Raw genomic sequence first — 25,974 nt, forward strand, 5'->3', positions numbered from 1 at the left:
AATTGATTACACTAGTCAAATGCTAATATAACTTATTAATAATAATTTTAAATTATGAATTTTCATTGTATAGTTTCACATTGAAGAATAAATTATATTAATAATAATCTACCTGATATATAATATAATTATATTAATTTCTATATACGATTATATACATAAAAATTACAAATTCAAACAATATATAAACGTGAATGTATTTTAGATTATTTTGAACTTTCTTTTAAATAATGTCAGTAATTATTTAAAATATGGTCATAAATTCAGATAAATCATTTTGTAAATTACTTAGGAAGAGGTGTTTTTATGAATATATCAGCAGAGTTTCATTGCCATACTACAGCATCTGATGGAAGACTTACTCCATCTCAAGTTGTAGAATTAGCTAAGGAACGGAATGTAAAACTACTTGCCATAACTGACCATGACACTACTGAAGGTATTGAAGAAGCTTTATCTAAAGGTAAAGAACTTTCTCTTACTATTATTCCTGGCATTGAGTTAAGCTGTAATCATAATGGTGAAAGTATTCATATACTAGGCTACTTTAAAGACGATGGCTACAAAAATAAAGACTTATTAGATTTACTTCATAACCTAAAAGTAAATAGGGAAACAAGGGCTATAGCTATTGTTGATAATCTTGAAAAATATTTTAATATAAAGATTGAAGCAGAAAATATACTTAAATTAAGCAATGGAGTAATTGCAAGACCTCATATAGCACAAGCCATAATTCAAGCAGGCTATGATTATGACTTTCAATACATATTTAATAGATTTATAGGCAACGATAGTCCTGCATATGTTCCCAATAAGCATATATCAATAGATGAAGGTATTGATATGTTAAAAAAATATAACTGTGTAGTAGTACTTGCGCATCCAAAGCTTATACGTAAAACTCCTATTAGAGAAATTTTAAAATATGGTTTTCATGGTATTGAAGCTGTATACTATCAAAACTTTAAGAGAGAGACTGATGAATTTACATCTCTTGCTAGAGTGAACAATATGATTATAACTTGTGGATCTGACTTCCATGGAATATCTCCAGATGACACAAAGCATGGAAATATTGGAGATATGAACCTTTGTGAAGATGCCTTCAATAAATTTATTGCTTTGTATAAAAGTTAAGATAATTATGTATACTAAAGTAAAATCCATTTCGGAGGAGATAAAATGGTTTTTCTTGAGTGTTCAGTTCAAAGTTGTGCAAATAATAGTTGTAATCATTGCAGTTTAAATGAAATTACCATAAGTAGTACTAACACTTATGAATCTAAAGGTATAACTTGCGAAAATTTTATAAATAAATATAAAGTTCTTACAAATTCAATAAATAAAAGTAATCCATATACCCATATAAATTGCAGAGCTAAACATTGTATTTATAATACTAATTTTAAGTGTATTGCTTATTCTATTGATGTTTCTAGCTATACATCAAAAAAAATAGAAGATACTCAGTGCTCTAGCTTTTTCTATAGAACAACCTAATAAAAAAGGTGAAATAGCATGCTATTTCACCTTTTTTATGAACTTATGTATATTTATAGAAAGTTTAAATTGTAATTCATGTATTAAATTAACTGCAAAAACTTAGTTTCACAATAAACTCAATAATTGAATTTAATTTCATTGTTGCATTTTATACACGAACTATGTATAATCATACAAGTCGTAGAAAAATATCGAAAGGATGTGTTTCTTAATGGAAACTAGCAAGGTAATCGTATCATCCAAAAATAATAAAGATTTAGTAACAATATTAAAATTTATACTACTATCTGCTTTAGGGATATTTTTATTTATGATTCCTATTAATAAAGGCGGAGAAATTATCATTCCTGTTGCAACATTATCAAATTTACTACAATTAACACTTGGAAATTTAATTTTTTATGTAATAACAGCAATTATAATAATTACTGCAATTGTTACATCTGCAACAAAACTTTTTAAACCTAAATTTATATTAAAAAATAAATTTTTAAATGCTCTATTCAATGTAAATAACATATGGTCTACTATAAGAATTTTAAGTGGAATATTCATTGTATGCGCCATGTTTAAAATTGGACCTGAACCCATATGGTCAGAAAGTACTGGTGGAATGGTTTTATCTGAATTACTACCTATATTATTTTCTGTATTTCTATTTGCTGGTTTATTCCTTCCACTACTTTTAAGCTTTGGACTTTTAGAATTTGTTGGTTCATTATTAGTAAACGTGATGAGACCGTTATTTAACCTACCTGGAGCCTCTGCTATAGACTGTATAGCTTCATGGCTTGGTGATGGAACTATAGGCGTACTTTTAACTAGTAATCAATATGAAGATGGTTATTATACAGAAAGAGAAGCATGTGTTATTGGGACAACCTTTTCACTTGTATCAATTACCTTTAGCTTAGTAATTGTTGATACTATAGGTCTTAGTCATATGTTCATTCCATTCTACTTAACTGTTACTTTAGCTGGATTAATTGCAGCAATATTAGTACCTAAACTACCACCACTTTCAAAAAAGAAAGATGTATATCATAATAATATTGATAACACTAAAAATGATTCACTTCCTGATGGATATACTCCATTTAAATATGGTTTGGAAAACGCTCTTGAAAAAGCTAATAAATCATCAATAAAAAAAGATGTTTTTGAAAAAGGTATTTTAAATGTTTTAGATGTGTGGTTTGGCGTGATTCCTGTGGTAATGGCTGTAGGAACATTAGCATTAATAATTGCTGAATACACTCCTATATTCCAAATCTTAGGACTACCGTTTATACCAATTTTAAACCTTCTTCAAATCCCAGAAGCTACTATGGCATCAAGTACTCTAATTGCTGGTTTTGCTGATATGCTTCTACCTTCAATAATGTCAAGTGGAATTCAAAGTGAAATGACAAGATTTATAATAGCTGCAACTTCAATAACTCAGTTAATATATCTTTCAGAGGTTGGCGCACTACTTCTTGGGTCAAAAATCCCTGTAAACTTTAAAGATTTATTTATAATTTTCATTGAAAGAACCTTAATAACTTTACCAATAATCTCGATCATAGCTCATTTTATATTTTAGTAAAATTACAATATAATCTTTAAATTTAACTATCACAAATTCTTTCCACATATATATACTTCACCACTCATTTATATAGCTAAAATCCTAATAGATATACTCTTGTCTATTAGGATTTTAGCTTAATTTTATATAATTAATACTTTCAACTTTTTAATATTTTCAGTATAATCAAATTTATAATCAAATTTATAACATTTAAAATCAATTATTCTTATTTACTATCTAGAGTATTAGTACTTGTATTTTAAAATTTTATAGGAGGTATACCCTTATGTGGATTGATAACTTAATTAATATAGAAGATATAAAAATAAGAGATATTTCTACTCTTATAATTTATCCTAAAAATTCCCCCCCCAAAAACCCCTGTAATCTTTTTTTACCATGGATGGAGTTCAAATAAAAATGTTCATAAAAACCTAGGTAATTTTTTAGCTTGTAATGGATATATTGTTGTTATTCCCGATTCTATAAATCATGGTTATCGTGGAACTCTTGACTACTGGGAGAGTGAGAGTGATACTGTTATAGTACAATTTTGGCCTACAATAATAAATTCAGTACAAGAATTCCCTATTCTATTAAATTATATTAAAGATAATTACAATATTGATGAAGATAGAATAGGTGTAGCAGGCCATTCAATGGTTTAACAAATACCTGTAGTTTATATGATTTAGAATTATATAAACTAGAAAAAGCGTGAATAAATTTATATTCAACGCTTTTAGTTTATATCCATACATTACAATGTATAATTAACTTTTTCATACCTAGCTAAACTTGTTATTTAATATCATTATGTTAAATAGTATATTACTTTTTCCTTTTAAACTTCATAACACTTTTAGTAACCTTATATCCAATTCCTATGGCTCCAATAATCATGCCTACTACTAATGCTGAGGATAATTTTTCATTATGCTTCTCTAGTTGTTTTAACTCTATATTTTTAAATTTTTTCTTAATATCATCTTCATTAAAATCCATATGACTCACCCCTTCTTATACTAGGTCTTATAATGGTATTATACCACTTTTTATATATTATTACACAATATTTATATAGTAAACAACCCTTATGAATTTTATTCTTTATTAAATTACTACTATATATTATAATTATTAGTATACATTATTATAATGGAGGAATTATTATGTTTAGAACAATTATATGGTTTGGTCATTTTGCCATAAGTCTTGGCGTTAAAGCTATAAATATATTTAAAGTTAAATCTTTAGACAAAAAAGGTAAAATAGAAGAAAAAGAATCCTATATTCATGAGGTAACTTCAAAATGGGCTCTGTCTCAATTAAAGTACAGTGGTGCTAGAGTTAAAGTATACGGTGAAGAAAACATTCCCAAAAATATTCCTGTAGTTTTTATCAGCAATCATCAAGGTAATTTTGATATACCTCTACTTATGAGCTACATAAATAAACCTAAAGGCTTCATTGCTAAAATAGAAACCTTAAAAATACCAATAGTAAGAACTTGGATGAAATATATTCATTGTGTTTTTATGGATAGAAGCAATCTCAGAAAATCAGCTGCTGCTATTATCGAAGGTGTGAAAATAGTTAAAGATGGACATTCTCTAGTTATATTTCCAGAGGGGACAAGAAGTAAAGGTGGTCCACTTGGCGAATTTAAATCAGGTAGTTTTAAACTTGCAACAAAATCTAATGCACCTATTGTTCCTATAACAATTAATGGTTCCTATAAACTTATGGAAGCTAACGGTAACAAAATTAAAGCTGCAGATGTAAATATATTTATACATCCACCTATAGAAACTAAAAATCTTACAAAGCAAGAACAGGAAAATCTTCCAGGTATGGTTAAAGAAATTATAGAAAGCAAACTCCATAATAAAGTAATTTAATCTCTATAAAGTTTTAATTTTATGCCAATAAAATCTATAGCACCTATTATTGAACTGAATAGGTACTACCAAAACTTGAAATTAACACTAAATTAAAGTATTATCATAGAGTATATTAGTTTACTTAGGAGGTATGAAGGAATGAAATATGTTACTTCAGGAGTTTGTTCAAAGGAAATTACCTTTGATGTAGTTGATGATAAGATCAAAAATGTAAGCTTTGTAAGAGGTTGTGCTGGAAACCTTTTAGGAATAGGTAGCCTTGTAGAGGGTATGGATATAAATGAAGCTATATCTAGACTTAAAGGAATTACTTGCGGTTCTAAGGACACATCATGTCCAGATCAATTAGCAAAAGCATTAGAAGAATATAAATCTCAAAACTAAAAAAGGCTATCTTAGGTTAATCTAAGATAGCCTTTTCTTTTGTCTAATTACTTTTATCTAAGACTAAATCACCCATTACAATTCCAATAATTTCATTCATAGAATTCATTATTGGTACTGATAATGCTATACAATACCCATCTGTATCTGTAGATATATAAGGATCTGATTTGTAGTTTTTTCCTCTTATTCCTTCTTTGAAATAAGGTCTATGAGAATAATTGCAGTATAATTCTTCTTTACTACCATCTAGTGTTATACCTTTAGTGTCACCATTTATATTCATCACAGAAAATAGATAGAAGAATGGATATTTTTTTATAAACTCATCTAAAACCTTATTACAATTGTTTTTATCCAAAGACTTTACTCTCTTATCACTTGCAATATCAGTTAGTATATTAGTTGCGTTTCTTATATACTTCTCAGTATCATCATCTACGATATAATTTTTAGCAAAAGTAGAAATTGTATTTTTAATATCTTTATTCATAATAACTAATTCATCAATATTGCTTGATACTTCCTTCATTTCTCTCAATTGTAACCTAGAACGATCTGCAGTGTTTTGAACATGAATTGTAGTATTTGATACAAAGTCTGAAATTCCATTTATCGTGGACTCTATGCTTTTTAAGTTATTATTTTGATCCTCAATTGCCTTGTTTATTTCTTGAATTGATTCTAGCGTATCCATACTCTTTTCAGATATTTTTTTAAAGTTTTCACTGGTACTTTTAGAGTATAGAATAGATTCATTCATAACACTTAAATCTTCCTCCATAGTTGCTGCAATATCAAAAATATCCTTCTGAACCTTATCTGTAATTTTTTGAATTTCATTTGCTTGCACAGATGACATTTCAGCTAATTTCCTTATTTCCTCTGCAACTACTGCAAACCCTCTTCCTGCATCTCCTGCACGAGCTGCTTCAATTGATGCATTTAATGATAAAAGATTAGTTGTATTACTTATATCTTTTACTGTATCTGATATGGCTTGTATTTTTTGAGCACCTACTTCTAACTCCTTTAATCTTAGAGATAAATTTGTTTCTAAACTTAACGACTTCTCCATTTTTCTAATGAGAATATCAAATTTACTCTTACTCTCGTTTACTGATTCCTTCATTTCCAAAGCAATTCCTTCAACATTACTAGAGTTCTTAACTATTTTTTCATGATAGATAACAATATCTTCAATATCTGACCTTGTTGACATTACCTTATGAACCTGGTTATTCATCTCTTCAGAAATAGTTGTTATAGAATCAACATTCTCTACTGCATTCAACTCCATGTTCTTCATGCTTTTGTCTAGTGAGTCACAACAAATTATTATTCTGTCACTAATATCTGTAGACTTCCCTATAAGTCTTCTAACCTTAATGATGAAATTATTTGTATACTCAATTAACGTACTTACTACCTTAATTTTCCCTACGGATAATTCCTTTGTCAAATCTCCCTCTGAAATTCCTTCCATATCAATAATCAATTTCTTAATAGAATTCTTAGTTCTTCTTTCAAATAAAAAACCACTAATACTGATTAAAATAAACAGTAATATTATTCCCCCCAATATTACATATTCCCTCAATAGTATACCCCCTTATAATTAAAAACTGAATATTTTACATTATACTTAATTATACATTGTCATATCAATTTTTCATATAGATTAAATGGTTTTATTTTCTTATTTTTCTATTTTTTAAACTTATAGATTTTTGTTGAATTCCACCTACTATATTCCCTAATATTGTACTTGGTAAAATCCTAGACATTCCTATAGCAACCTTATTTACAACTCCAGGAATAATTAGCTTCTTTCCCTTGATAAGACCCCTATATCCCATATTGGCAACTTTTTCTGCACTCATAGAATTATTAAGTTCTCCTTTACCTGCATTAACATGAAACTCAGTACTTGTGGTTCCAGGGCAAAGAGCACTAACCTTGATATTAAAGGGCTTCAATTCAACTCTTAATGCTTCTGTAAGAGATAGCACATATGCTTTAGAAGCGTAATAAACTGCAATAAATGGACCCGGTTGATATGCCCCTGTAGAAACAACATTTAATATTCTACCTCCATGATTTTTTATCATCTCATTAGAAATCAAGTGTGTAAGTTCTGTTAATGCTCTCATATTCACTTCTATTACCCTTCTATGATCTTCCATAGAAATCTCATGAAACAATCCGCAATTCCCTACTCCAGCATTATTAATAAGAATATCTACCTTAATACCTAATATGTTAATTTCATTCATTATCTCTGTACAACTACTACTTTGATATAAATCTTTTTCTATTGTAATAACTTCTATTCCATATTTATTAGTAAGCTCCTCTTTAATAGAATTAAGCAAAATAACTCTACGTGCAACTAAGATAAGATTATAATTATTTTTTGCAAATATTTTACTAAACTCGTATCCAATGCCTGAGGATGCACCTGTTATCAATACCCATTGTCCTTGACCTTTCATATACTTCTCATCCTCCTTATATAAATAGCTATTATCATCATCTCTTTTTAAATCCCATGCTTTTTTAATTTTTTCTATATTAAGCCCATAATATTAATCAATGAATAGGAATTTATAACTAATATTTTATTCTCCTAGAATCCACGTTTATAGCATTCTGGGATAATACATTCTTCACCTAGTTCATTTGCCCAGCTAAGCGGTGTATATGGACTTCTTAGTAATAATCTTCCTAAAAATACTAAATCTGCTCTATCATTCATTATAATTTCATTTGCCATATCTAAAGAAGTTATTAATCCTCCTGCTATAACAGGAATTTCTGTTGATTTTCTTATTATTTCAGCTGAAGATATTTGATATCCATTAAAAGTATTTATTCTTGCATTTACCACAGCTCCAGTGCTAACATCTACTACATCTACGCCTAAATCCTTAACATTGTTTAGAATATCTGCTAAATCCTTTTCACCATTCCCACCTTCTACATAATCCTTAGCAGATATTCTCACAAATAATGGGCAACTAATATCATAGTACTTTCTAACTTCCTCTATAACTTCTCTTAAAATTCTAGCTCTATTTTCAATACTTCCACCGTACTCATCTTCTCTTTTATTTGTAAGTGGAGATAAAAACTCATTTAGTAAATATCCATGAGCTCCATGAATCTCCACAAAGTCAAACCCAGCTTCTTTTGCTCTTCTTGCACCCTCACCAAAGCTTTTTACAACTTCCTTAATTTCTTCTTTTGTAAGCTCTTTAGGTATTTTATACGTTTCGTCAAATCTGATAGAAGATGGTGCAACTATTTCTCCACTATAAGTTGATTTTCTTCCACCATGCCCAAGTTGTATTCCCATAGCAGTGCCATATGATTTACATCCACGAACTATTCTTCTTAGCCCTTCTATATGGTCATCACTCCAAATACCTAAGTCTTTTTCCGTAAGAACTCCATTTGGTGTTACCGCTGTGGCTTCAACTATGATTGTTCCTACTCCACCCATTGCACGAGTAATATAGTGATTGACATAGAAGTCATTAACCACACCTTCTTTATTTGTATTATACATGCACATTGGTGGCATAACTATTCTATTTTTCAACTCCAAATTTTTAATTTTGAAATTTGAAAATATATTTTTCATAATAATCCTCCTAATTTACTTCTATTTAATTTATTATTCTATATTTTAGTAAACTTTTAATAATTATATCATAACATTACCATTTATTTGTATTTGTTTTTATATCATTTCATCTATTCTTAATATTTTATTATTTAATATTTTTACTTTTGTAAATATTCCTTTATATCAACTCTTTTTATATAAAGGGATACAACCTACTAGATAATTTATCAATATAAGATTAAAATTATTTATATTAAATACACAGTTATTATACATTTCCCCTACTAATAACTTGTAAACTATTGAATGATTACTTATACTAATAAAATATAGCTTATAGGCATAACCACTTTTCATAAATAATTTCTTTAACCCATGAATTAAATATGAAAATTACAACTTAAAAATATGGAGGATTAGATATGAATTTAAAACCCCTTAATCTAGAATTTCTTCAAAGAGATGCACGAGTTGTTAGCCAAGATCTTCTCGGAAAACTTTTAGTTAGAAAGTATAATGGAAATACTCTTACAGGCAGAATTGTAGAAACTGAAGCCTATATAGGAAGAATAGACAAAGCATCTCATGCCTATGGAAATAAAAAAACTCCTCGGGTAATGCCCCTTTATGAATCTCCTGGTATTTCCTATATTTATACAATCTATGGTATGTATAATTGCATGAACATAGTAACTGGAGAAAAAGGAGATCCTCAAGGAGTTCTAATACGAGCTTTAGAACCTGTAGAAGGCTTAGAAATTATGAGCCTAAACAGGTTTAAAAAACCTTTATCCCAGTTAAAACCTAAAGACGTATTTAATCTTACCTCTGGACCAGGAAAATTATGCATTGCATTAAACATTGATAAAAGCTTAAATACACACTCTATATTTAGTGAGGAGTTATTCCTATATGATGATGGATTTGAAGATTTTAGCACTGTTTGCGCTAAAAGAATAGGCATTGATTATGCAGAAGAATCAATAGACTTTTTATGGAGGTATTATATTAAAGATAATAAATATGTTTCTATAATCGAAAAGAAATCCCCCTTACTATAAATAGTAAGGGGGATTTTTTCAATCCATAATTTTATTATATTTTTATGTCATTTTAAAATCTATATTTATTATAGATCTAAAAACTTATTAAATCTTTCTCTAACTGTTTCTTCACCCATGATTTGCATAATAGTATAAAGATCAGGAGTATTACTTCTGTGAGTTAGTGATGTTCTTACGCATCCAGCCACATCTGAAACCATTCCTTTAAAGCTTTCAGGGTCTTTCTTAAAGGCCTTTCTATCTGTTGCATAGCCCAGTTCTACCGCTACAGCCTTTAAATCTTCAAACCAAGTGTCTTTGTCAGTATTAAAGTTGTACGCTTTAGCATAAGCTTCTATAACTCTCTTAGCTTCTGCTAAATCCATATTCTTTGGAAACTCAATTTCATTAACATTAGTATTTGTAAATAACTCATTAAAGAAGAAGAATACTTTTTCTTTAACATCGTTCCATTTTCCGAAGTCTTTTCTAGGCTTTGGACCTTCTTTATCTATATTAAATATTTCCTTAGACATAGCTTCATTTTTAGTTACTAAATCATACATTTCTTCATCATACTCTTTAGCCCATTTAGTATAATAATTATAAACTGCATCAGCTTTTAATCTACAGATAACATTTTTGCTTACATCATTTAATTTAATTATGTCAAATAGTGCCCCACTCTTACTCATTTTATCTAATGATACATTAAACTCATGATAATCTACTGTTGGATTTTCTTCTCTCCACTCTTCAAAGGCAGAGTTTATTATGTTAAGCAGATATTCTATAACAGATATCATTGGATACCCTTCTTCATCGTAGTAGCTTACTGCACTCTCTGGATCTTTTCTCTTAGAAAGTTTTCTTTTTGATCCACCATCTAATTTCATTATTGTTGGAGTATGGGCATAATCCGGTCTATTGAATCCAAGAATATCAAATAATTGAACGTGGATTGGAAGTGATGATAACCACTCTTCTCCTCTAATTACTGTAGTAGTTCCCATTAGTGCATCATCGATGGCATGAGCAAAGTGATAAGTTGGAAGTCCATCAGACTTAATTATAACTATATCTTGATTACTTTCTGGGAATGATATATCTCCTTTTACTAAATCATGAAACTCTACTCTATTTTCAGAGCTACCAGGTGATTTTAACCTTATTATATACTTCTCACCATTGCTTATTCTTACTAGTGCATCTTCAGCTGATAAATTTCTACAACTTGCATACTCTCCATAGTATCCCGGAGTTAACTTTTCACTAATTTGTCTTTCTCTTAGCTTCTCTAAATCCTCTGAAGTACAGAAACATGGATAAGCTAGGCCTTTTTTAATTATACTTTTTGCAAAAGTCTTGTATATTTCAGCTCTCTCACTTTGTCTATATGGACCATATTCACCTTTAAAAGTGTTATCTCCTGTCATACCTTCTGTAAAATCTAACCCAAACTTATGCATTGTATTTATTGTATCTTCTATAGCACCTGCAACTTCTCTTTTTTGATCTGTATCTTCAATTCTTAAATAGAAAACACCACCACTCTGTGTAGCTATTCTTTCATCGATTAAAGCAGAAAATATTCCCCCTATATGTTGAAACCCTGTTGGACTTGGAGCATATCTAGTAACCTTTTGACCATCTTTAAGATTTCTTTTAGGATACTTTTCTATATAATACAGCGGCTCCTTGTCAATATCTGGGAAAATCGTATTTGCTAATATTTCGTAGTTCATTTCTTTCACCTTACCTTAACATATTTATTTAACATCATACCCAATTTATGTATTTTCAATAAACCATCTTTATATTAAGAAATATTTATGTTTTTATGAATATCATTGGATATATAATGATTTGCTCTACTACTTTGTATGAAATCAAGACCTTTATACTTATTTAGTTAATATATAAGTTACATATAAATTTATACCTAAACTCTAAATACAGTATTCAATTTTTGTGTAATTTATTTATTAAAACCTTATATAAACACAACTTTGATTATAACTTTAAGAATTAATATTGTAAATATAGTATTTATTATTTATCTATTTTACTTCTACTAAAACAACTTGTTTTTTATGGTCTATTTTAATAATCTTAGGAGTAACATCTTCATAGGCTGTGAATAAATTCACATTTTCATTGTTTTCCACAATTATTCCCGAAGAAAAAATGCTATAAACCTTATCCTTAAAATACTTTTCACAACCATTTTCATGAGCTTCATGTCCTCTAATTAGCAAATCAACTCCTAGTAGCTCACTAAACGTCACAAACTCATCTTCCTTAAATCTAAATCTTCCTGAATCCTCACGTAGACTAAGATTGCCTCTTAAAGGGTCACTCCAAATCATATTATGAACTATACTTCTATTCATTCCATCAACTATAGATTCATTAGTTAAATCCTTAATTGATGAAATATATCCATAAACATTCTCTTTACTTCTATCAGGTCTTGGTAGTCCTCCATGGACTCCTAGAATAGTATTTTCCTTAGAGTTCACAACAGCAATAATAGCCATACTGTAAAATAACTTTAAATATTCTATTATTAACTTCCTAGAAAAACTTCCATTTGTTTTTGATAAATTATCTAGATACAATAAAAAATAATCTTCATCTTCATCCTCTTCAGGCTTTCTAACACAAAGCTTTACCACATCATTTTCTATAGTTCCACCATCATGATTTCCTCTTAATAGGAATATATTTCCTGGGAAAATATATTTTAAAATCAGTATTTTCTCTATTAATTTAAGGTGTGATTTTCCTCTATCTACATAATCGCCTAAAAATATTAATCTAGTTTTTTTCTCTTTAACTATATTTTCAAAGAAGTTAACTGAATTTAGTATCTTATCTATAATAAAATCATCTGAATGTATATCTCCAATAAAATAATATTCATAACTAGAATCATTAAACAAATATATTTTTGAGGACATCTTCCCATCCTTAATTTTCTCATATATATCTTTTAAGTTTATATTTTCTTCTATAAGCTTATTATTAATTTCATTTTCTTCTGTGCTATGCATTTTACATACTTCATTAATTAAAAACTTATGAATCTTGCACATATTTCCTAAGTATGAAGTTTCTACTCTTTCTATATCACTCCATAGATCTTCACTTATGTCTTCTATCGATTTGTGTAATTCTAATCCACTATGATAGTTAATTTCTTCAACCCTTTGTTTAACTTTTTTTATTTCATTAATTATATTTTTATAATTTGATATATTTGATTTACTTGTTTTATTTTTACAACAGTCTTCACAACCAATGATTAACACATCATTATCCATAAAGATTCCCCCTTACCAGTTGTTATAACTACTATAATTTATTCTTTCCATATTCATTGGAATGAGTAAGTTCGAGGATCCAAATATAAAGTTTGGACTCTATCCTTCGGACACTCCTTCTCATATTCATTCGAATGAGTAAGTTCGAGGACCCAAATATAAAATTTGGACTCTCACTTATATCTTAAAAAGCAGATTCATTTTACCTTCTTTGCCAGCTGCATTAAGTATTTTTACGTTTTGGAACTTATCATAATTCTCTTTAATTCCATTATCTATATTAAGGCTTATCTTCTCATTAGCCATATGTGAAACAACTTGGTCATACTTTATAAGCTCTTCTATTTGAGTCTTAATTCTATCACTTTTTTTCTTAGCTGTTGATTTTTCTTTTGCTCCATACTCTTCTGATTCACCTATTAATACAAGTCTATTTAATTCACTGTCGTACTTACGTTGAATAAGGTGTAGATATTCTGTTCTTACCCTTGCTATAGTTGACTCATCATATCTATGAATGTAAATTAAAGCTTTAAATCCATCATTCTTTCCTGAATCAAATAACCAATATATAGGTTTCTTTGAATATATTTTTAAGTGATCCTTATAAAAATCTTTTACAAAGTATCTTCTAATACCTTGTCTTGAAGTTTCACTTTCTTTTTTTCCTAAGGCCTGGGCAATAAAATCTAAGTTTTCCTCTAGTGTATATCTTCCATATGCTACTTCTACAAATTGAATGAATTTAGACATAATATCTTCTTCGAAATACTCATCCTCCGTAATCGGAATAATATTATCTTCTTTTGGCATAAATTTCCCATCAATCCATGTCTCTGATACTATATCGCCCTTAGGATTTCTCTCCACTTTTTTAACTTGCTTTTTATAAATATCCCATTTGCCTTTAAAGTTACCACCACCATAAATCAAACCATCTATATCAATAGAATATCTCCCCATAATACATCCCACTGCATAGGATACAAAGGATTTCACTTCTTTTTCTACATTTGCTCTTCTTAATGTAATATCTTTATCCTTAACCTCTGGAGATAATTCATTATTTAATCCGTAAATATCTATAAATATTTCATTTAGTTTTTCTTCATTTGACTTTAATCTTTTAACAGTTTCTATATTTTCCTCTTGCCATTGTTTAAATCTATCCTTCATTCTTATAGATTTTTCCTCAATTAATTTTAAATCCTTTAACAGTGGATGAACATTAAAGTTCCATGAGGTTTCAAAGGAATCCCATTCTCTCTTACTAATTTCTATATTCTCTTCTACAATTTTATCAATTATTTCTTTAGTTTCTTCTTCAAATATTTTATTATTAACTGGAATGTTTTTAATGTCTCCTACTTGAATATTATAGGTTGGATTCATAATATCTAAGAACATATTTGCAACCTTACTACATAAAAAAGCTAAAACTATCTTTTCTACACTTTTATCATTTAAAAATATAGATGACCCAGCCACATCAAAGATAAATCCTTGTGGAGAATACCTTACACCCATATCTTCTGAAATAAAGGTATATGTAAGACCACTCTTAAAGTAGAATTCTTCATTTTTTACTGTTCTGCTATAGGATTTATATAGTTTTGCTGCATATTCCTTTACCTCTGATCCATTATTCTCCCAATTAATAATAAATCTATTGTTTCCAAACCACTTTCTAAACTCGCCCCCTTTATTGTAAGGAAACCACTTCTTTTTACTTTTTAATGCCTCCTCACTATCTTCCGCCATAAAATTAATCCTATCTATATCTACCTCATACCACTCTCTTAAAAATCTCTTATTATCCGAGGTTGCCATTCCCTGTCTTGGTTTAGCCATGATTTCGAATTTATCTAGGTTAGAAAATAGATTTAAGATATTATCATTTACCCAGTATGCAAAAGGTTTAGTTGGAATTGTCATCAATTTTTCAAGCCATATATCATAAGTTATCTCTTTCTTAACTCCTCTACAAACAGCTTTAATTTTTTCATCTTTTTCGTTACCGCTCATTTCTTTAGTCACATCTATAACCTTAGTTTTATATTTTGATATTTTAATTTTCTGATTTACAAATGCGACATTTTGAACTATAGTTCCAACATTATCTTCAAAGGCTCGTGGTCCTAAATGTACCATATTTATAAATGTCGTTTCTTCAACAAACTTACTTCTTAGAGCTAAGAAACTACTTAAAAACATCCATGAATGTTGATTTACCATAGCAAAGAGACCATTTTCCGTTATATAACTGTTGCATACTTCCATATAAACTGAAAACAAATCATGCTTTGAATCAGGATAGTTATCGGCTAAATACTTAGCAAGTATATCATTAGTACCCCTTAATCCCATGTATGGTGGATTTGTTACGCAAACCTCATACTTTCTGCTCATTATTCTACCTTGTTTTATAAGCGATGGTAGCTTATCCATTAACACCACCTTGTAATCATTAAAGATAAAGTTATTTACTTCTTTTATTTCATGAAGCCTTTCTTCTAATGCCTTAAAATCAACATTATGTGTTTTAAGAATTGAACCATATTCCTTTCCATCCTTAAAGTTATTCACTAAATAAGATAATTCTCCTCTTAACACTTGATCTTCATTTGAAAAATACTCTATAACATCCTCCGTTATACCATTACTTTCTTCAATAACTGCTATATTAAGAGTCAATGGATTTCTTTCTAGTTCTCTAAATAACCTTCTATTATATCCTCTTGCCTTCATAATAAGAGAAAAAGCTGCTAACTGAGTTGCTCTAACATCTATATCTAATCCAAAAATATTATTTTGAAGAATTTTTCTTGGTATCTCTCTCTCAGAATAACCAAAATCTTTATAAATATCATATAACACATCGAAGGCATAAAGTAATATATGACCTGATCCCATGCAAGGGTCAAGTACTGTTATATCCTCTGGAGAAAGCCTACTACGTTGCTCCTTTATCTCTTCTAACACTGCTTCTACTTCTAACTCCTGGGATGTATCCCCTATATAATATTCTAGTTTTTCTTGAATATCCTCATTTGGATGACCCTGTAACCACAAAATTCCTATAGAGTTCTCTACCAAATATTTCACTATCCACTTAGGAGTAAATAGTTGAGTAGCTGCTGGTATATCCTCCTTAGTTATCTTTATATTTTTCTTTAAACCATCAAATACCATATCCTTTTTGTCAGAAATATAGTATTGATATATCCATCCTATTATTTCTACTTCTGCCTTCCAATCCTTCTCCTCTATACCATTAACCATAGTTCTTATTATCGACCCATCTTCTAGCAGATTGTCAGGAAGTAATAATTCTGTATAGTCTGCAATTTTCTCAAATAAGTCAGGTATAATCCTTCCAAGTTCATTACACTGTCTTACTAAAATATATTTATATAATTTTTCTCTATCCATATTTTTACCACTGTCTAGCAGTGCATATACATAAGTTGAATCAAGATTAAGTTCTGCTATAACTTCTCCAACTCTAGATAAAATATCTGGTTCCACCTTTCCAGTTATCTCAGATGAAACAATTCTTATGCCCGTAGGAAGATAGTCATTTACCTCCATATATCTGAGAGCAATAAATCTATTAAACCAAGTATATGCAACTTCTTCCATAACTTGTTCAAAACCTCGTGCTTCTATTTCTTTAACTAAAGTTCTTCTATGGCTAGAGGAAATGTTGAATATCTCTTCATTTCCTTCTAATTTAAATCCACCTTGAACTTCTTCTATATTCTTAATTTTTTTATTTTCTATTCCAATTTTATATGCCCTATCCTTAACTCCCTGAATAAGATTATTTCTTGCCCATATAGCAAAAGCTTTAACTTTATTTTTATCCATAGTTTTATTACTCCTTGTAATTATGTATAAATTTTATAATTTATTATAACATATGAACAAGTAAATCAGGTAATTGTCATTTTCAAGTACACTGACATATTGCACATTATTAAAGCCTTCATCCTATAAATACTTGGATAAAGGCTTTAATAAATTTAAGTTACAATCTTTAGAATCCTTTTTTCTTTGCTATTATTCCGCTTTCATTTGTACCTGGCTCTTCTATTGTAGTATTAAAACTACTTTGAGCATATTGACCTTGAGTCTTAGTTCCATTTTGAATATAATTTTCTTTATTAAATTCTCTTTTTTCTTTTTTCTTCATAATAATCTCCTTTTATTTAAAAATATTTTTTCAATATTTATTATTTGTTAAATCTATTTAACTATACCCATTAATAATTACCTACTTAATAAAATATATTTTTATATAAAATAAAGCTCGTAATACTTACAAAAGTACTACGAGCTTTGGTGCGCCATCAGGGGTTCGAACCCTGGACCCCCTGATTAAGAGTCAGGTGCTCTGCCAACTGAGCTAATGACACATGATATCCTACGAATCTTATTATACATTATATTTAATTTATTGTAAATACTGTATTGTATTTTTTTATATTAAAGTATTTTTTACACAAATAACAAACATAATACCAATAACACTATAGGAATTATCGGTATTTGGTGCGCCATCAGGGGTTCGAACCCTGGACCCCCTGATTAAGAGTCAGGTGCTCTACCAACTGAGCTAATGACACATATCCTTGCTACAAATATTATTATACGAATATTTTTTCTATTTGTAAATAATTATAGGCAAACGAAATAGATCCATTAAAATCTATTCCACTTGCCTATAATTGTATAATAATGTATTTAAGTTATTAAATTCTATAATTCTTAAACAAAAACCTTCTTAACATCCTTAGACCCACAAAGATAAAGTAAATGAGGATAATATATATTGAATTCTAAAATATCCCCCACTTTATACCCTTTACTACAATTTTCTATATCAATAATTAAATGATCACTACTGCCACCTATTACTTCTATATCTTTATCCACAGGGATAAGAGTATCTACAGAAACAAAATCCTGTTTTCCTATGGCAAGTAATGCTCTTTTTCTTATCCCCCTATCTTTATAAGTTGGCACATTCCCAAATGCATCTATAAATCTTTCACCTACAGGATGAGTAGGTTTATTTTTAACTTCTATAATTTGAGCCTTAAGAACAAAAGAATCTTGATATAGCATGGACATATCATATTTCCAAAAATCATCTAAATCTTTTGCTACTAATATACCTTCTCCTACTCTTAAATTATTTATCTTACTCGGCATTTTACCATCCCATAATAAGGTTAAAGATGAAGTTGCTCCACCAGATATCATATCCAATTCCCTATTTATTAAACCTTCTATCCTCTCTGCAATATCACAAAGTTTACCTAAATTACTTTCCGTAGGTTTAATTGAACCATAGCATCCTAAGTTTGTCCCAATTCCATATAACTTAACATTTTCTAAATTATTTTCTACATAAAGAGCTAATTGAACAAATTCTTCTTCATCCATAATCCCTTCTCTTAGATCTCCTAAATCAACCATAAGTACAACCTTATGAACTTTTTCTTGTAACTTACATTCTTCGTTTATTCTATCTAATGTTTCCTTCTCCGAATTTAAACTTATGTCCACATACCTTACTAAATCTTTTATTTCATTAAACATGGGTATTCTTATAAGCATAATTGGTTTTGTTACCCCTTGTTTTTTCATATCTACAACCTGATTCATTCTAGATGTAGCAAGATATTTGCAGCCTGCCTTATCCATTTCATTTACTACTTGCGGCATACTTTGAACTACCTTAACAACCCCGGAAACCGATATATTCTCTTTATTACATAGATCTACCACATACTTTGTATTTTCATAAATCTTTCTCAAATTTATCTCCAATAATGGAAATCCGTCTTCACTATCTATACTCTTGATTTTAATTTGATTTTCCAGAATACTTTTTGTCATTTTAAATCCCCCTTTGAATGTTTATTGTAATATCTAATAAGTAAAATTTGTTTTTTTATTCATAACCCTATTATAGGAAGATTCAATCAATTTTTCTCCATCCATATTAATTAAAATAAACCCAACCATAAAAAGTAATAATTACTTATTCTAAGTAGTATATAATTCTTTTACCCAACCAATCGCATTCATATCCCCCTAAAAAAACACCTAAACTTTATAAATTTATATTTACTTTCAGTATATAAATTAATTTTACACATATGAAAACCCAGTATCTAGTGTTTAACTAGATACTGGGTTTTGTCATATATATGTTTAAAATATTATTGTTTAGCACTTCTATATAACTCTTTTATTAGTATTGATAGTTTGTATAGTCCTTGCCTTATTTCATTAATTGGGGCGTATGAAAATGATATTCGTAAAGAATAATTTAAATTTGCATCATATATGTATCCTGGATATAATAAGATTCCTATCTTGCATGCTTCATCAAAAAGCTTGTACATGCCTATTTTATATTTTAATGTAATCCATACATAGTATCCTCCTGATGGAATACTCCATGTAGCAATGTCTGAAAAGTATTTACTTAGAGCATCAATAGTAACTTCTCTTCTTATGTATAGTTGTTTTCTCAAATTCTCTAAATGTTCTTCATATAATCCCATTTCCATCCATTTTGCTACAGTTAGCTGTGACAAGGAGCTTGATCCATAATCTGTTTGCATTTTCAAATCGCCTAATCTCTCAATTACCGGCTCCGGTCCTACAATCCAACCAATTCTAAGCCCTGGACATAACGTCTTTGATACACTTCCAACATATAATACTAAACCATTAACATCAATACTTTTAAGTGGCATTGGTGGTGGTGAATCAATCCATAGCTCTCTATAAACATCATCCTCAATTATGGGTAGTTTTTCTCTTTGACAAACATTTATTAACTCACTACGTCTATTTTCTGACATTACTATAGATGTTGGATTTTGAAAATTAGGTATGGTATATAAAATAGAAGGAACATGTTTCTTTATGTAATCTGGAATTAGGTCTGCTCTAACTCCTTGTTCATCCATAGGTATACCACTTCTTCTCATGCCTAGAGACTGGAATATCTGTAATGAATACATATAGGATGGATTCTCAAGGAGAACTGTAGACCCCTTTTGTAACAACCCCATAGATATTAACTGTATAGCTTGAAGCGCCCCAGAAACAATAAGTACTGATGATGGTGATGCATTTACTCCATAAGATTTTAAATATTTACTAACCTCTTCTCTAAGATAGAGTATACCATTAGGACTTTCATATCCTAAATTGTCCATATCCTTCGAAACTTCATTAAGAACTTTTTTCATGGTTTCTCTTGGAAATAATTCTGCAGAAGGTTCCCCAGTACTTAACCTAATATACTCACCTTCAAATTCAAGAGTGTTAATCTGTTTAATAGTTTTAAAATTAGGCATATGTATTCCCTCAGTAATATATGTTTTCCAGTCTGGCTGTATACTTGCAAGTAGTGGAGACACGTTGTTAACTATCTTTGTTCCACCTTTTCCTTTCCCCTCAAGTATCCCTTCAGACTTTAACTCATCTAAAGCAGCCACAATGGTACTTCTATTTACATCGAAGATTTTTGCCAATTCCCTTTGCGTGGGAATCATAAATCCTATTTGCCATTCTCCACTAACAATTTTTGATTTAAAGTACTCTACTATTTGAAGATATATAGGCTTTGTAGACCCCTTTATGGGTTTCCAATCTATATTCACTATATGACCCCCTTTTTTTATTCCATTTTTTCATAATTAGTTTTAAAGTCACGCAGTATTTTTATTATAATACTATTTCATCTCTTTTATATTAACTCATAAAGTCATAGTTTTCATAGTGAATTTATTTAATTTTTATTACAAGCCTCTTTTCTGTTTTCATAATTATATAATAAAGATATTAAAACTTCACCTCATTTACGTTCCGCAATATAACTTCCACAACTATCCCAATCATAAATTCCTAGTATTACTTAAGATTTCGAAGCGTCTTAATGGTAATAATATAAATCCACTTTTAATAGGGATTTAAAACATAATTTATAAAAAAACAGGACTTGCTATTTTAATAGTAGCAAATCCTCATTATAATCTTAACAAATTTCTTTCTTTAATGTTGATATTGTTTCTTCTTCACTTGCTTCTAAGTAGTCACATATAGCTCTAAAATCATCAATCCAATGTATCTTTGCAAGTTCGCGAAGGTCTATTATTATACCAGTACTTTTTTGTTTAATGTACTCCATATTGTAAATTTCAGTTTCTACAAATTTATCAGTGTATTCATAGATACAAGGAACAAATTTATCCCAATTTTTCTCAAAATATTTGGTCTTAGCATAACAGAGTCTATTTATATGAAATATTATACCAATAGTAGAACTTTTCATAGCTAGTTTATGACTAAAGTATTCCTGTGTTGGATACTTATCCTCCACACGTTGCCAATATAATTTTTCATTAGGGTGTAGATTAAATTTATCTAGTATTTTGCACTTTTCTTCCCCTAATTCCTCTCTCATAATTTTCTCTCTAGTAATGGAATCTATATCCCTCAAATATTCTAAATTCAAAATGATCCCTCCATGCTTAAATAATATTAGCTATGTGATTTTAGAAATTACTTCTTAATATATATTTTATTGGTTTTTGATAGAATTTTCCAATACTTATTATTAATAAATGCAATTGATTCCATAGGTAAATATAATACATCTAATATTTCCCTATAAAAACACTAGATTTCATACAATAAATTTACATATTATAAAATAAAAAGTAGTAATAAACTACTTATTACTACTTTTTACTTTATGTTATTTTATTCCATTACACTTTATACTGGTATACTACCTCTCTTTATTAAAACTCCTACATTTTCTTTTGCAAAGACTGTAATTATTGCAGAGGTACCTACAAATAGCATTCCAATTTGTGGAGCAATAATTGTAAAGTCTATAACCCCATGAACTAGAATAATTACCTGTATTGAAATTAAAAGAGCCACACTTCCATAATCTTCCATGTAAAGGTATATTAAATTCTTAAATATATTTGCCCTTATAAATAAATAAATTGAAAGTCCCACGATCCCTATAGATGTTAACAATGATAGCCAAATATTATGAGAGTGATTTATAACTTTACTATATCTAGAATATTGATTTCCAAATTCTATGGTACCTACAAGCCCCCATCCAGTGATAGGCTTTTCATCTACCATTTTAATAGAACCTATCCAAATTTCTTCTCGTGTATCAAATGACCTTTCTATTTCGTGCCCAGTCATTTCTTGAGATATATCTGATATTTTTTCTGGTGTAAATCCAACTACAGCTATTATTAAAAGAATGCAACAAAAAATAATTCTGTCACTTTTATTTTTCTTTAATAAGAATAAAGATACCAATCCAAATACCAATCCTACAAATGCGCCTCTTGAGCCCGTTAAACAAAGATTTATTAAGAATAAAACCGTTGCTCCATAATAGAGTGTCTTACATTTCTTATCTTTAGATATGCTTGCATAATATAGGGTAACTATAATCATAATTGCAAACCAATCCCCAGCTACATTAGGATTTCCAAAAGTACTATAAATTCTATGATTACTAGTAACCTCTAATGGCACCTCTAGAATTTTTTTCCATAGTTCCATTGGAAAGTATGCAAATGTCAATTTTTCTATAATACCAATTATACCAGAAAAAATTGAAAACTTGATAAGATATTCTGATATCTTATCTAACTTATCTTCAGTTTTACAATAACTTTGAAGATAGATACTTAAAGCAAAATATAAAATAAATATAAATGAAGCGCATATTGACATAATACTTTTATTTACAATTCCAACAATTAAAGACCACCCAAACAATAGTAGCAATCCTATATTCCAGGAATTTTTCTGTATCTCATCTCTCATTTTCACCATCTTATAAGTGGCATAAACCCCTACAAATAATGCTGTGTACGGAGATAAAACCAGTAACAATATTAAATTAAACATATTTTTCACCTTTTTTCTTCTATTAAAGATGATCTTATCTAAGGTAGTTATCTTTAATAGAAATTTTTTTCTGCATATAATAACAAATATTTTATCCTCTTGCTAAATTGTTACATAAAAAAATGTGCTCTTAGCACCTTTAAATTATTATATACTTACATTGCACTATTTTCCTTATTTGGTTAATAGGTTTTTATATTAAATAATTTCCATTAACCTTTACAACACATATTTTTTATAATACAGTATGTATTTATTTATTGCAACAAAAAAATGATTTTTTAAGAAAATCGTAAGAAAATCATAAAATTCTCAAGTAAAATTTTACTTTTTTTAAAAATAGTTTACTAATTTTGGATTAGTTTATAAAAATCAAAATTTTCTTTTTATTAATATATAAACTTTACTAATTTGTGATAATATAAGATTAGTAATTTCACTTTGGAGGATGTTTGTAATGGCTAGTGATTCTAATATTAAAAATTACAAAACAGCTATTTTTGCCGGTGGTTGCTTTTGGTGTATGGTATCACCATTTGATATTCTAGATGGAATAATAAGTGTTACATCAGGATATATTGGAGGAAATTCAGAAAATCCTACCTACAAGGATGTAAAATCCCAAGAAACAGGTCATTATGAGGCAATTAAAGTCATCTACGATGACACGATAATGACTTACGATAAACTATTAGATGCTTTTTGGAGACAAATTGATCCTACTGATGATGAAGGTCAATTTCAAGATAGAGGACCTTCATATATATCAGCTATTTTCTATGGTAATGAAGAAGAAAAATCCAAAGCACAAATGTCAAAGCAGAAACTTAATTCATCTGGAAGATTTCCACTTCCTGTAGTAACTCGAATACTTCCAGCAACAACCTTCTATACCGCAGAGGAATATCATCAAAACTTTTATAAAACTAACCCTGTTGAATACAAAAATGACCGAAATAAGTCTGGCCGGGATGAGTTCATAAATAAATACTGGGGTGAAGATTTCTTTAAAATTTATGAAGAATAATAAAATTATTTCACAATATGTATGGTTATTTATGTAGATTTATTTTAAAATTTAAATAAATTTCTGAATAGTTGCTCTATAAAATAGCAATAATAAACATAATTATATCCCCATAAATAGTATAATAATATTTTAAGTTAGAATTGGATGTGTTTTTATGAATAGTAATAATAGCGAACTTTTTAAATTATTGATAAAGTCCCACGATAACAATACCTTGGATGAAACTATTACAAATCTACTTAACGATGAAAAAACAGACGTAAATATGTTAGCAGCTGAGATATCATCACTTTGTGGTGTTAATGTAAGTTTTAGTAATAATTATATAGCTGAATTAAATCTAGCTCTTAGTAATTATAAAAGTGATCACAAAGTTGTTAATAAAGTAAAAAAGTGTAACGTAGGTTGTAAACTAAATGATGATGGTAAGACTAAATGTCAAGAAAGTTGTCCCTTCGATGCCATATTATATGATAAATATGAAAACACCACTTATATAGACAACTATAGATGCACCGACTGTGGTCTTTGCATTGACGCATGTCCAACTGATAGTATATTGGATACTGTAGAATTTCTTCCTTTAGCAAATCTTATAAAAGAAGATGTTCCTGTTATAGCTGCTGTAGCTCCTGCCATCATGGGCCAATTTGGTGATAATACTACTATGGATCAACTGAGAACTGCATTTAAAGCTATAGGTTTTACTGACATGGTTGAGGTTGCCTTCTTTGCAGATATGCTTACTTTAAAAGAAACTATTGAATTTGATGCCCATGTTAAAAACAGTGATGACTTTATGATAACCTCTTGCTGCTGTCCAATATGGGTAGCTATGGTAAAAAAAGTTTATAAAAATTTAGTTACCCATGTATCGCCCACTGTGTCTCCTATGATTGCAGCAGGAAGAGTATTGAAAAAACTTAATCCTAAAGTTAAAGTTGTATTCATTGGACCATGTGTAGCTAAAAAAGCTGAAATAAAAGAATCTGATTTAGTAGGTGATATTGACTTCGTTCTCACCTTTGCAGAACTAAAAAAAATATTTGAAGCTTTTAATGTAATTCCTGAAAATCTTCATAGTACACCTTCACTTGAGTATGCCTCTCGTGGTGGAAGGCTTTATGGACGTACTGGAGGCGTTTCAATAGCCATTAGCGAATGCATTGAGAGAATGTTCCCTATAAAATATAAATCTCTTAAAGCCGTACAAGGAAATGGAATTAAGGAATGTAAGATTCTCCTAGGAAATCTTCAGAATGGGATTGCAGACGGAAACTTCATAGAAGGCATGGGTTGTGCTGGTGGATGTGTTGGTGGTCCTAAAGCCATCGTTCCAAAGGAAGCTTCAAAGAAGGCTTTAGATGAGTTTGCCAATAATTCTAAAATTAAAGTTGCCTATGATAGTCCTGTAATGAATGGCATGTTAGATACTTTAGGAATATACACCATAGAGGATTATAAAGATGAAGAAAAGACAAAAATATTCCATAGAGATTTTTAATTCAATATATTTGTAAACTCACACTAGAATTTAACACTCTGTGTATATCACTAAAAATAAACTTAAATTCACTTTTTACCAACAACAAAACC

20 protein-coding genes and 2 tRNA genes are annotated in these 25,974 nt (G+C 29.1%); 8 read left to right on the forward strand and 14 right to left on the reverse strand.

Annotated features, from left to right (window positions below; translation table 11 throughout):
- Positions 1-306: 306 nt before the first annotated feature.
- The 3 genes from RSD37_RS01440 to RSD37_RS01450 all read left to right on the forward strand — a co-directional run bounded on the left by RSD37_RS01440 (position 307) and on the right by RSD37_RS01450 (position 3,091).
- Positions 307-1,140, forward strand: a complete 834-nt coding sequence (locus RSD37_RS01440; protein ID WP_346944916.1) for a PHP domain-containing protein — start codon at positions 307-309, stop codon at positions 1,138-1,140.
- Positions 1,141-1,185: 45 nt separating this feature from the next.
- Positions 1,186-1,503, forward strand: a complete 318-nt coding sequence (locus RSD37_RS01445) for a DUF1540 domain-containing protein (RefSeq protein WP_346944917.1) — start codon at positions 1,186-1,188, stop codon at positions 1,501-1,503.
- A 214-nt stretch (positions 1,504-1,717) separates the two neighbouring features.
- The gene (locus RSD37_RS01450) at positions 1,718-3,091 is read left to right on the forward strand and encodes a YjiH family protein (RefSeq protein WP_346944918.1); all 1,374 of its coding nucleotides are present in this window, start codon (positions 1,718-1,720) and stop codon (positions 3,089-3,091) included.
- A gap of 819 nt (positions 3,092-3,910) precedes the next feature.
- Here the strand turns inward: RSD37_RS01450 and RSD37_RS01455 are convergent.
- Positions 3,911-4,084 (reverse strand): hypothetical protein, encoded by a 174-nt coding sequence (locus tag RSD37_RS01455; protein WP_346944919.1) that lies wholly within the window; start codon positions 4,082-4,084, stop codon positions 3,911-3,913.
- Positions 4,085-4,251: 167 nt separating this feature from the next.
- Here RSD37_RS01455 and RSD37_RS01460 point away from each other — a divergent pair, with 167 nt between their 5' ends.
- Together RSD37_RS01460 and RSD37_RS01465 are read left to right on the forward strand one after the other, a co-directional pair.
- Positions 4,252-4,980, forward strand: coding sequence for a lysophospholipid acyltransferase family protein (locus RSD37_RS01460; protein ID WP_346944920.1), 729 nt, complete (start codon positions 4,252-4,254; stop codon positions 4,978-4,980).
- A gap of 141 nt (positions 4,981-5,121) precedes the next feature.
- On the forward strand, positions 5,122-5,367 hold the full coding sequence (locus tag RSD37_RS01465; RefSeq protein ID WP_346944921.1) for a TIGR03905 family TSCPD domain-containing protein: 246 nt from the start codon (positions 5,122-5,124) through the stop codon (positions 5,365-5,367).
- Between the two features lie 43 nt (positions 5,368-5,410).
- Here the strand turns inward: RSD37_RS01465 and RSD37_RS01470 are convergent, their stop codons facing one another.
- The 3 genes from RSD37_RS01470 to namA all read right to left on the reverse strand — a co-directional run bounded on the left by RSD37_RS01470 (position 5,411) and on the right by namA (position 9,013).
- Positions 5,411-6,967 carry a methyl-accepting chemotaxis protein gene (locus RSD37_RS01470; protein ID WP_346944922.1) on the reverse strand — a complete coding sequence of 519 codons (1,557 nt, stop codon included), beginning with the start codon at positions 6,965-6,967 and terminating at the stop codon, positions 5,411-5,413.
- Between the two features lie 91 nt (positions 6,968-7,058).
- Complete coding sequence (locus RSD37_RS01475) at positions 7,059-7,862, reverse strand: SDR family oxidoreductase (RefSeq protein WP_346944923.1); 804 nt, start codon at positions 7,860-7,862, stop codon at positions 7,059-7,061.
- A gap of 134 nt (positions 7,863-7,996) precedes the next feature.
- Positions 7,997-9,013: an NADPH dehydrogenase NamA gene (gene namA, locus RSD37_RS01480; RefSeq protein ID WP_346944924.1), complete on the reverse strand. Its 1,017-nt coding sequence runs from the start codon at positions 9,011-9,013 to the stop codon at positions 7,997-7,999.
- A 407-nt stretch (positions 9,014-9,420) separates the two neighbouring features.
- Here namA and RSD37_RS01485 point away from each other — a divergent pair, with 407 nt between their 5' ends.
- Entirely contained in the window at positions 9,421-10,059 is a 639-nt protein-coding gene (locus RSD37_RS01485; RefSeq protein ID WP_346944925.1) for a DNA-3-methyladenine glycosylase, read from the forward strand.
- Positions 10,060-10,127: 68 nt separating this feature from the next.
- Here the strand turns inward: RSD37_RS01485 and gltX are convergent, their stop codons facing one another.
- The 10 genes from gltX to RSD37_RS01535 form a co-directional block, all read right to left on the reverse strand.
- On the reverse strand, positions 10,128-11,786 hold the full coding sequence (gene gltX, locus RSD37_RS01490) for a glutamate--tRNA ligase (RefSeq protein ID WP_346944926.1): 1,659 nt from the start codon (positions 11,784-11,786) through the stop codon (positions 10,128-10,130).
- A gap of 315 nt (positions 11,787-12,101) precedes the next feature.
- Positions 12,102-13,367 carry a metallophosphoesterase family protein gene (locus RSD37_RS01495; protein WP_346944927.1) on the reverse strand — a complete coding sequence of 422 codons (1,266 nt, stop codon included), beginning with the start codon at positions 13,365-13,367 and terminating at the stop codon, positions 12,102-12,104.
- A 177-nt stretch (positions 13,368-13,544) separates the two neighbouring features.
- Positions 13,545-17,237 carry a BREX-1 system adenine-specific DNA-methyltransferase PglX gene (gene pglX, locus RSD37_RS01500; RefSeq protein ID WP_346944928.1) on the reverse strand — a complete coding sequence of 1,231 codons (3,693 nt, stop codon included), beginning with the start codon at positions 17,235-17,237 and terminating at the stop codon, positions 13,545-13,547.
- Between the two features lie 169 nt (positions 17,238-17,406).
- Positions 17,407-17,562, reverse strand: a complete 156-nt coding sequence (locus RSD37_RS01505; RefSeq protein ID WP_346944929.1) for a hypothetical protein — start codon at positions 17,560-17,562, stop codon at positions 17,407-17,409.
- A 147-nt stretch (positions 17,563-17,709) separates the two neighbouring features.
- Positions 17,710-17,785: transfer RNA gene (locus tag RSD37_RS01510), tRNA-Lys, on the reverse strand.
- A 134-nt stretch (positions 17,786-17,919) separates the two neighbouring features.
- Positions 17,920-17,995: transfer RNA gene (locus tag RSD37_RS01515), tRNA-Lys, on the reverse strand.
- Positions 17,996-18,137: 142 nt separating this feature from the next.
- A complete protein-coding gene (locus RSD37_RS01520; protein ID WP_346944930.1) occupies positions 18,138-19,274 on the reverse strand; it encodes an alanine/ornithine racemase family PLP-dependent enzyme in 1,137 nt (378 codons plus the stop codon).
- A gap of 326 nt (positions 19,275-19,600) precedes the next feature.
- The gene (locus RSD37_RS01525) at positions 19,601-21,058 is read right to left on the reverse strand and encodes a PLP-dependent aminotransferase family protein (RefSeq protein ID WP_346944931.1); all 1,458 of its coding nucleotides are present in this window, start codon (positions 21,056-21,058) and stop codon (positions 19,601-19,603) included.
- A gap of 374 nt (positions 21,059-21,432) precedes the next feature.
- Positions 21,433-21,912, reverse strand: coding sequence for a hypothetical protein (locus RSD37_RS01530; protein WP_346944932.1), 480 nt, complete (start codon positions 21,910-21,912; stop codon positions 21,433-21,435).
- Positions 21,913-22,175: 263 nt separating this feature from the next.
- Positions 22,176-23,348 (reverse strand): O-antigen ligase family protein, encoded by a 1,173-nt coding sequence (locus RSD37_RS01535; RefSeq protein ID WP_346944933.1) that lies wholly within the window; start codon positions 23,346-23,348, stop codon positions 22,176-22,178.
- 457 nt (positions 23,349-23,805) lie between these two features.
- Here RSD37_RS01535 and msrA point away from each other — a divergent pair, with 457 nt between their 5' ends.
- Positions 23,806-24,375 (forward strand): peptide-methionine (S)-S-oxide reductase MsrA, encoded by a 570-nt coding sequence (gene msrA, locus RSD37_RS01540; protein ID WP_346944934.1) that lies wholly within the window; start codon positions 23,806-23,808, stop codon positions 24,373-24,375.
- A gap of 157 nt (positions 24,376-24,532) precedes the next feature.
- Positions 24,533-25,882 (forward strand): [Fe-Fe] hydrogenase large subunit C-terminal domain-containing protein, encoded by a 1,350-nt coding sequence (locus RSD37_RS01545; RefSeq protein WP_346944935.1) that lies wholly within the window; start codon positions 24,533-24,535, stop codon positions 25,880-25,882.
- The last annotated feature ends 92 nt before the right edge of the window (positions 25,883-25,974 follow it).

It is taken from the genome of Clostridium sp. (assembly GCF_036646415.1).
In the GTDB taxonomy this organism is placed as follows: domain Bacteria; phylum Bacillota; class Clostridia; order Clostridiales; family Clostridiaceae; genus Clostridium_J.

Coding starts and splice junctions, on each gene's coding strand:
- RSD37_RS01440 (WP_346944916.1), top strand. CDS start 307: ATGAATATATCAGCAGAGTTTCATTGCCATACTACAGCATCTGATGGA.
- RSD37_RS01445 (WP_346944917.1), top strand. CDS start 1,186: ATGGTTTTTCTTGAGTGTTCAGTTCAAAGTTGTGCAAATAATAGTTGT.
- RSD37_RS01450 (WP_346944918.1), top strand. CDS start 1,718: ATGGAAACTAGCAAGGTAATCGTATCATCCAAAAATAATAAAGATTTA.
- RSD37_RS01455 (WP_346944919.1), bottom strand. CDS start 4,084: ATGGATTTTAATGAAGATGATATTAAGAAAAAATTTAAAAATATAGAG.
- RSD37_RS01460 (WP_346944920.1), top strand. CDS start 4,252: ATGTTTAGAACAATTATATGGTTTGGTCATTTTGCCATAAGTCTTGGC.
- RSD37_RS01465 (WP_346944921.1), top strand. CDS start 5,122: ATGAAATATGTTACTTCAGGAGTTTGTTCAAAGGAAATTACCTTTGAT.
- RSD37_RS01475 (WP_346944923.1), bottom strand. CDS start 7,862: ATGAAAGGTCAAGGACAATGGGTATTGATAACAGGTGCATCCTCAGGC.
- namA (WP_346944924.1), bottom strand. CDS start 9,013: ATGAAAAATATATTTTCAAATTTCAAAATTAAAAATTTGGAGTTGAAA.
- RSD37_RS01485 (WP_346944925.1), top strand. CDS start 9,421: ATGAATTTAAAACCCCTTAATCTAGAATTTCTTCAAAGAGATGCACGA.
- gltX (WP_346944926.1), bottom strand. CDS start 11,786: ATGAACTACGAAATATTAGCAAATACGATTTTCCCAGATATTGACAAG.
- RSD37_RS01495 (WP_346944927.1), bottom strand. CDS start 13,367: ATGGATAATGATGTGTTAATCATTGGTTGTGAAGACTGTTGTAAAAAT.
- pglX (WP_346944928.1), bottom strand. CDS start 17,237: ATGGATAAAAATAAAGTTAAAGCTTTTGCTATATGGGCAAGAAATAAT.
- RSD37_RS01505 (WP_346944929.1), bottom strand. CDS start 17,562: ATGAAGAAAAAAGAAAAAAGAGAATTTAATAAAGAAAATTATATTCAA.
- RSD37_RS01520 (WP_346944930.1), bottom strand. CDS start 19,274: ATGACAAAAAGTATTCTGGAAAATCAAATTAAAATCAAGAGTATAGAT.
- RSD37_RS01535 (WP_346944933.1), bottom strand. CDS start 23,348: ATGTTTAATTTAATATTGTTACTGGTTTTATCTCCGTACACAGCATTA.
- msrA (WP_346944934.1), top strand. CDS start 23,806: ATGGCTAGTGATTCTAATATTAAAAATTACAAAACAGCTATTTTTGCC.
- RSD37_RS01545 (WP_346944935.1), top strand. CDS start 24,533: ATGAATAGTAATAATAGCGAACTTTTTAAATTATTGATAAAGTCCCAC.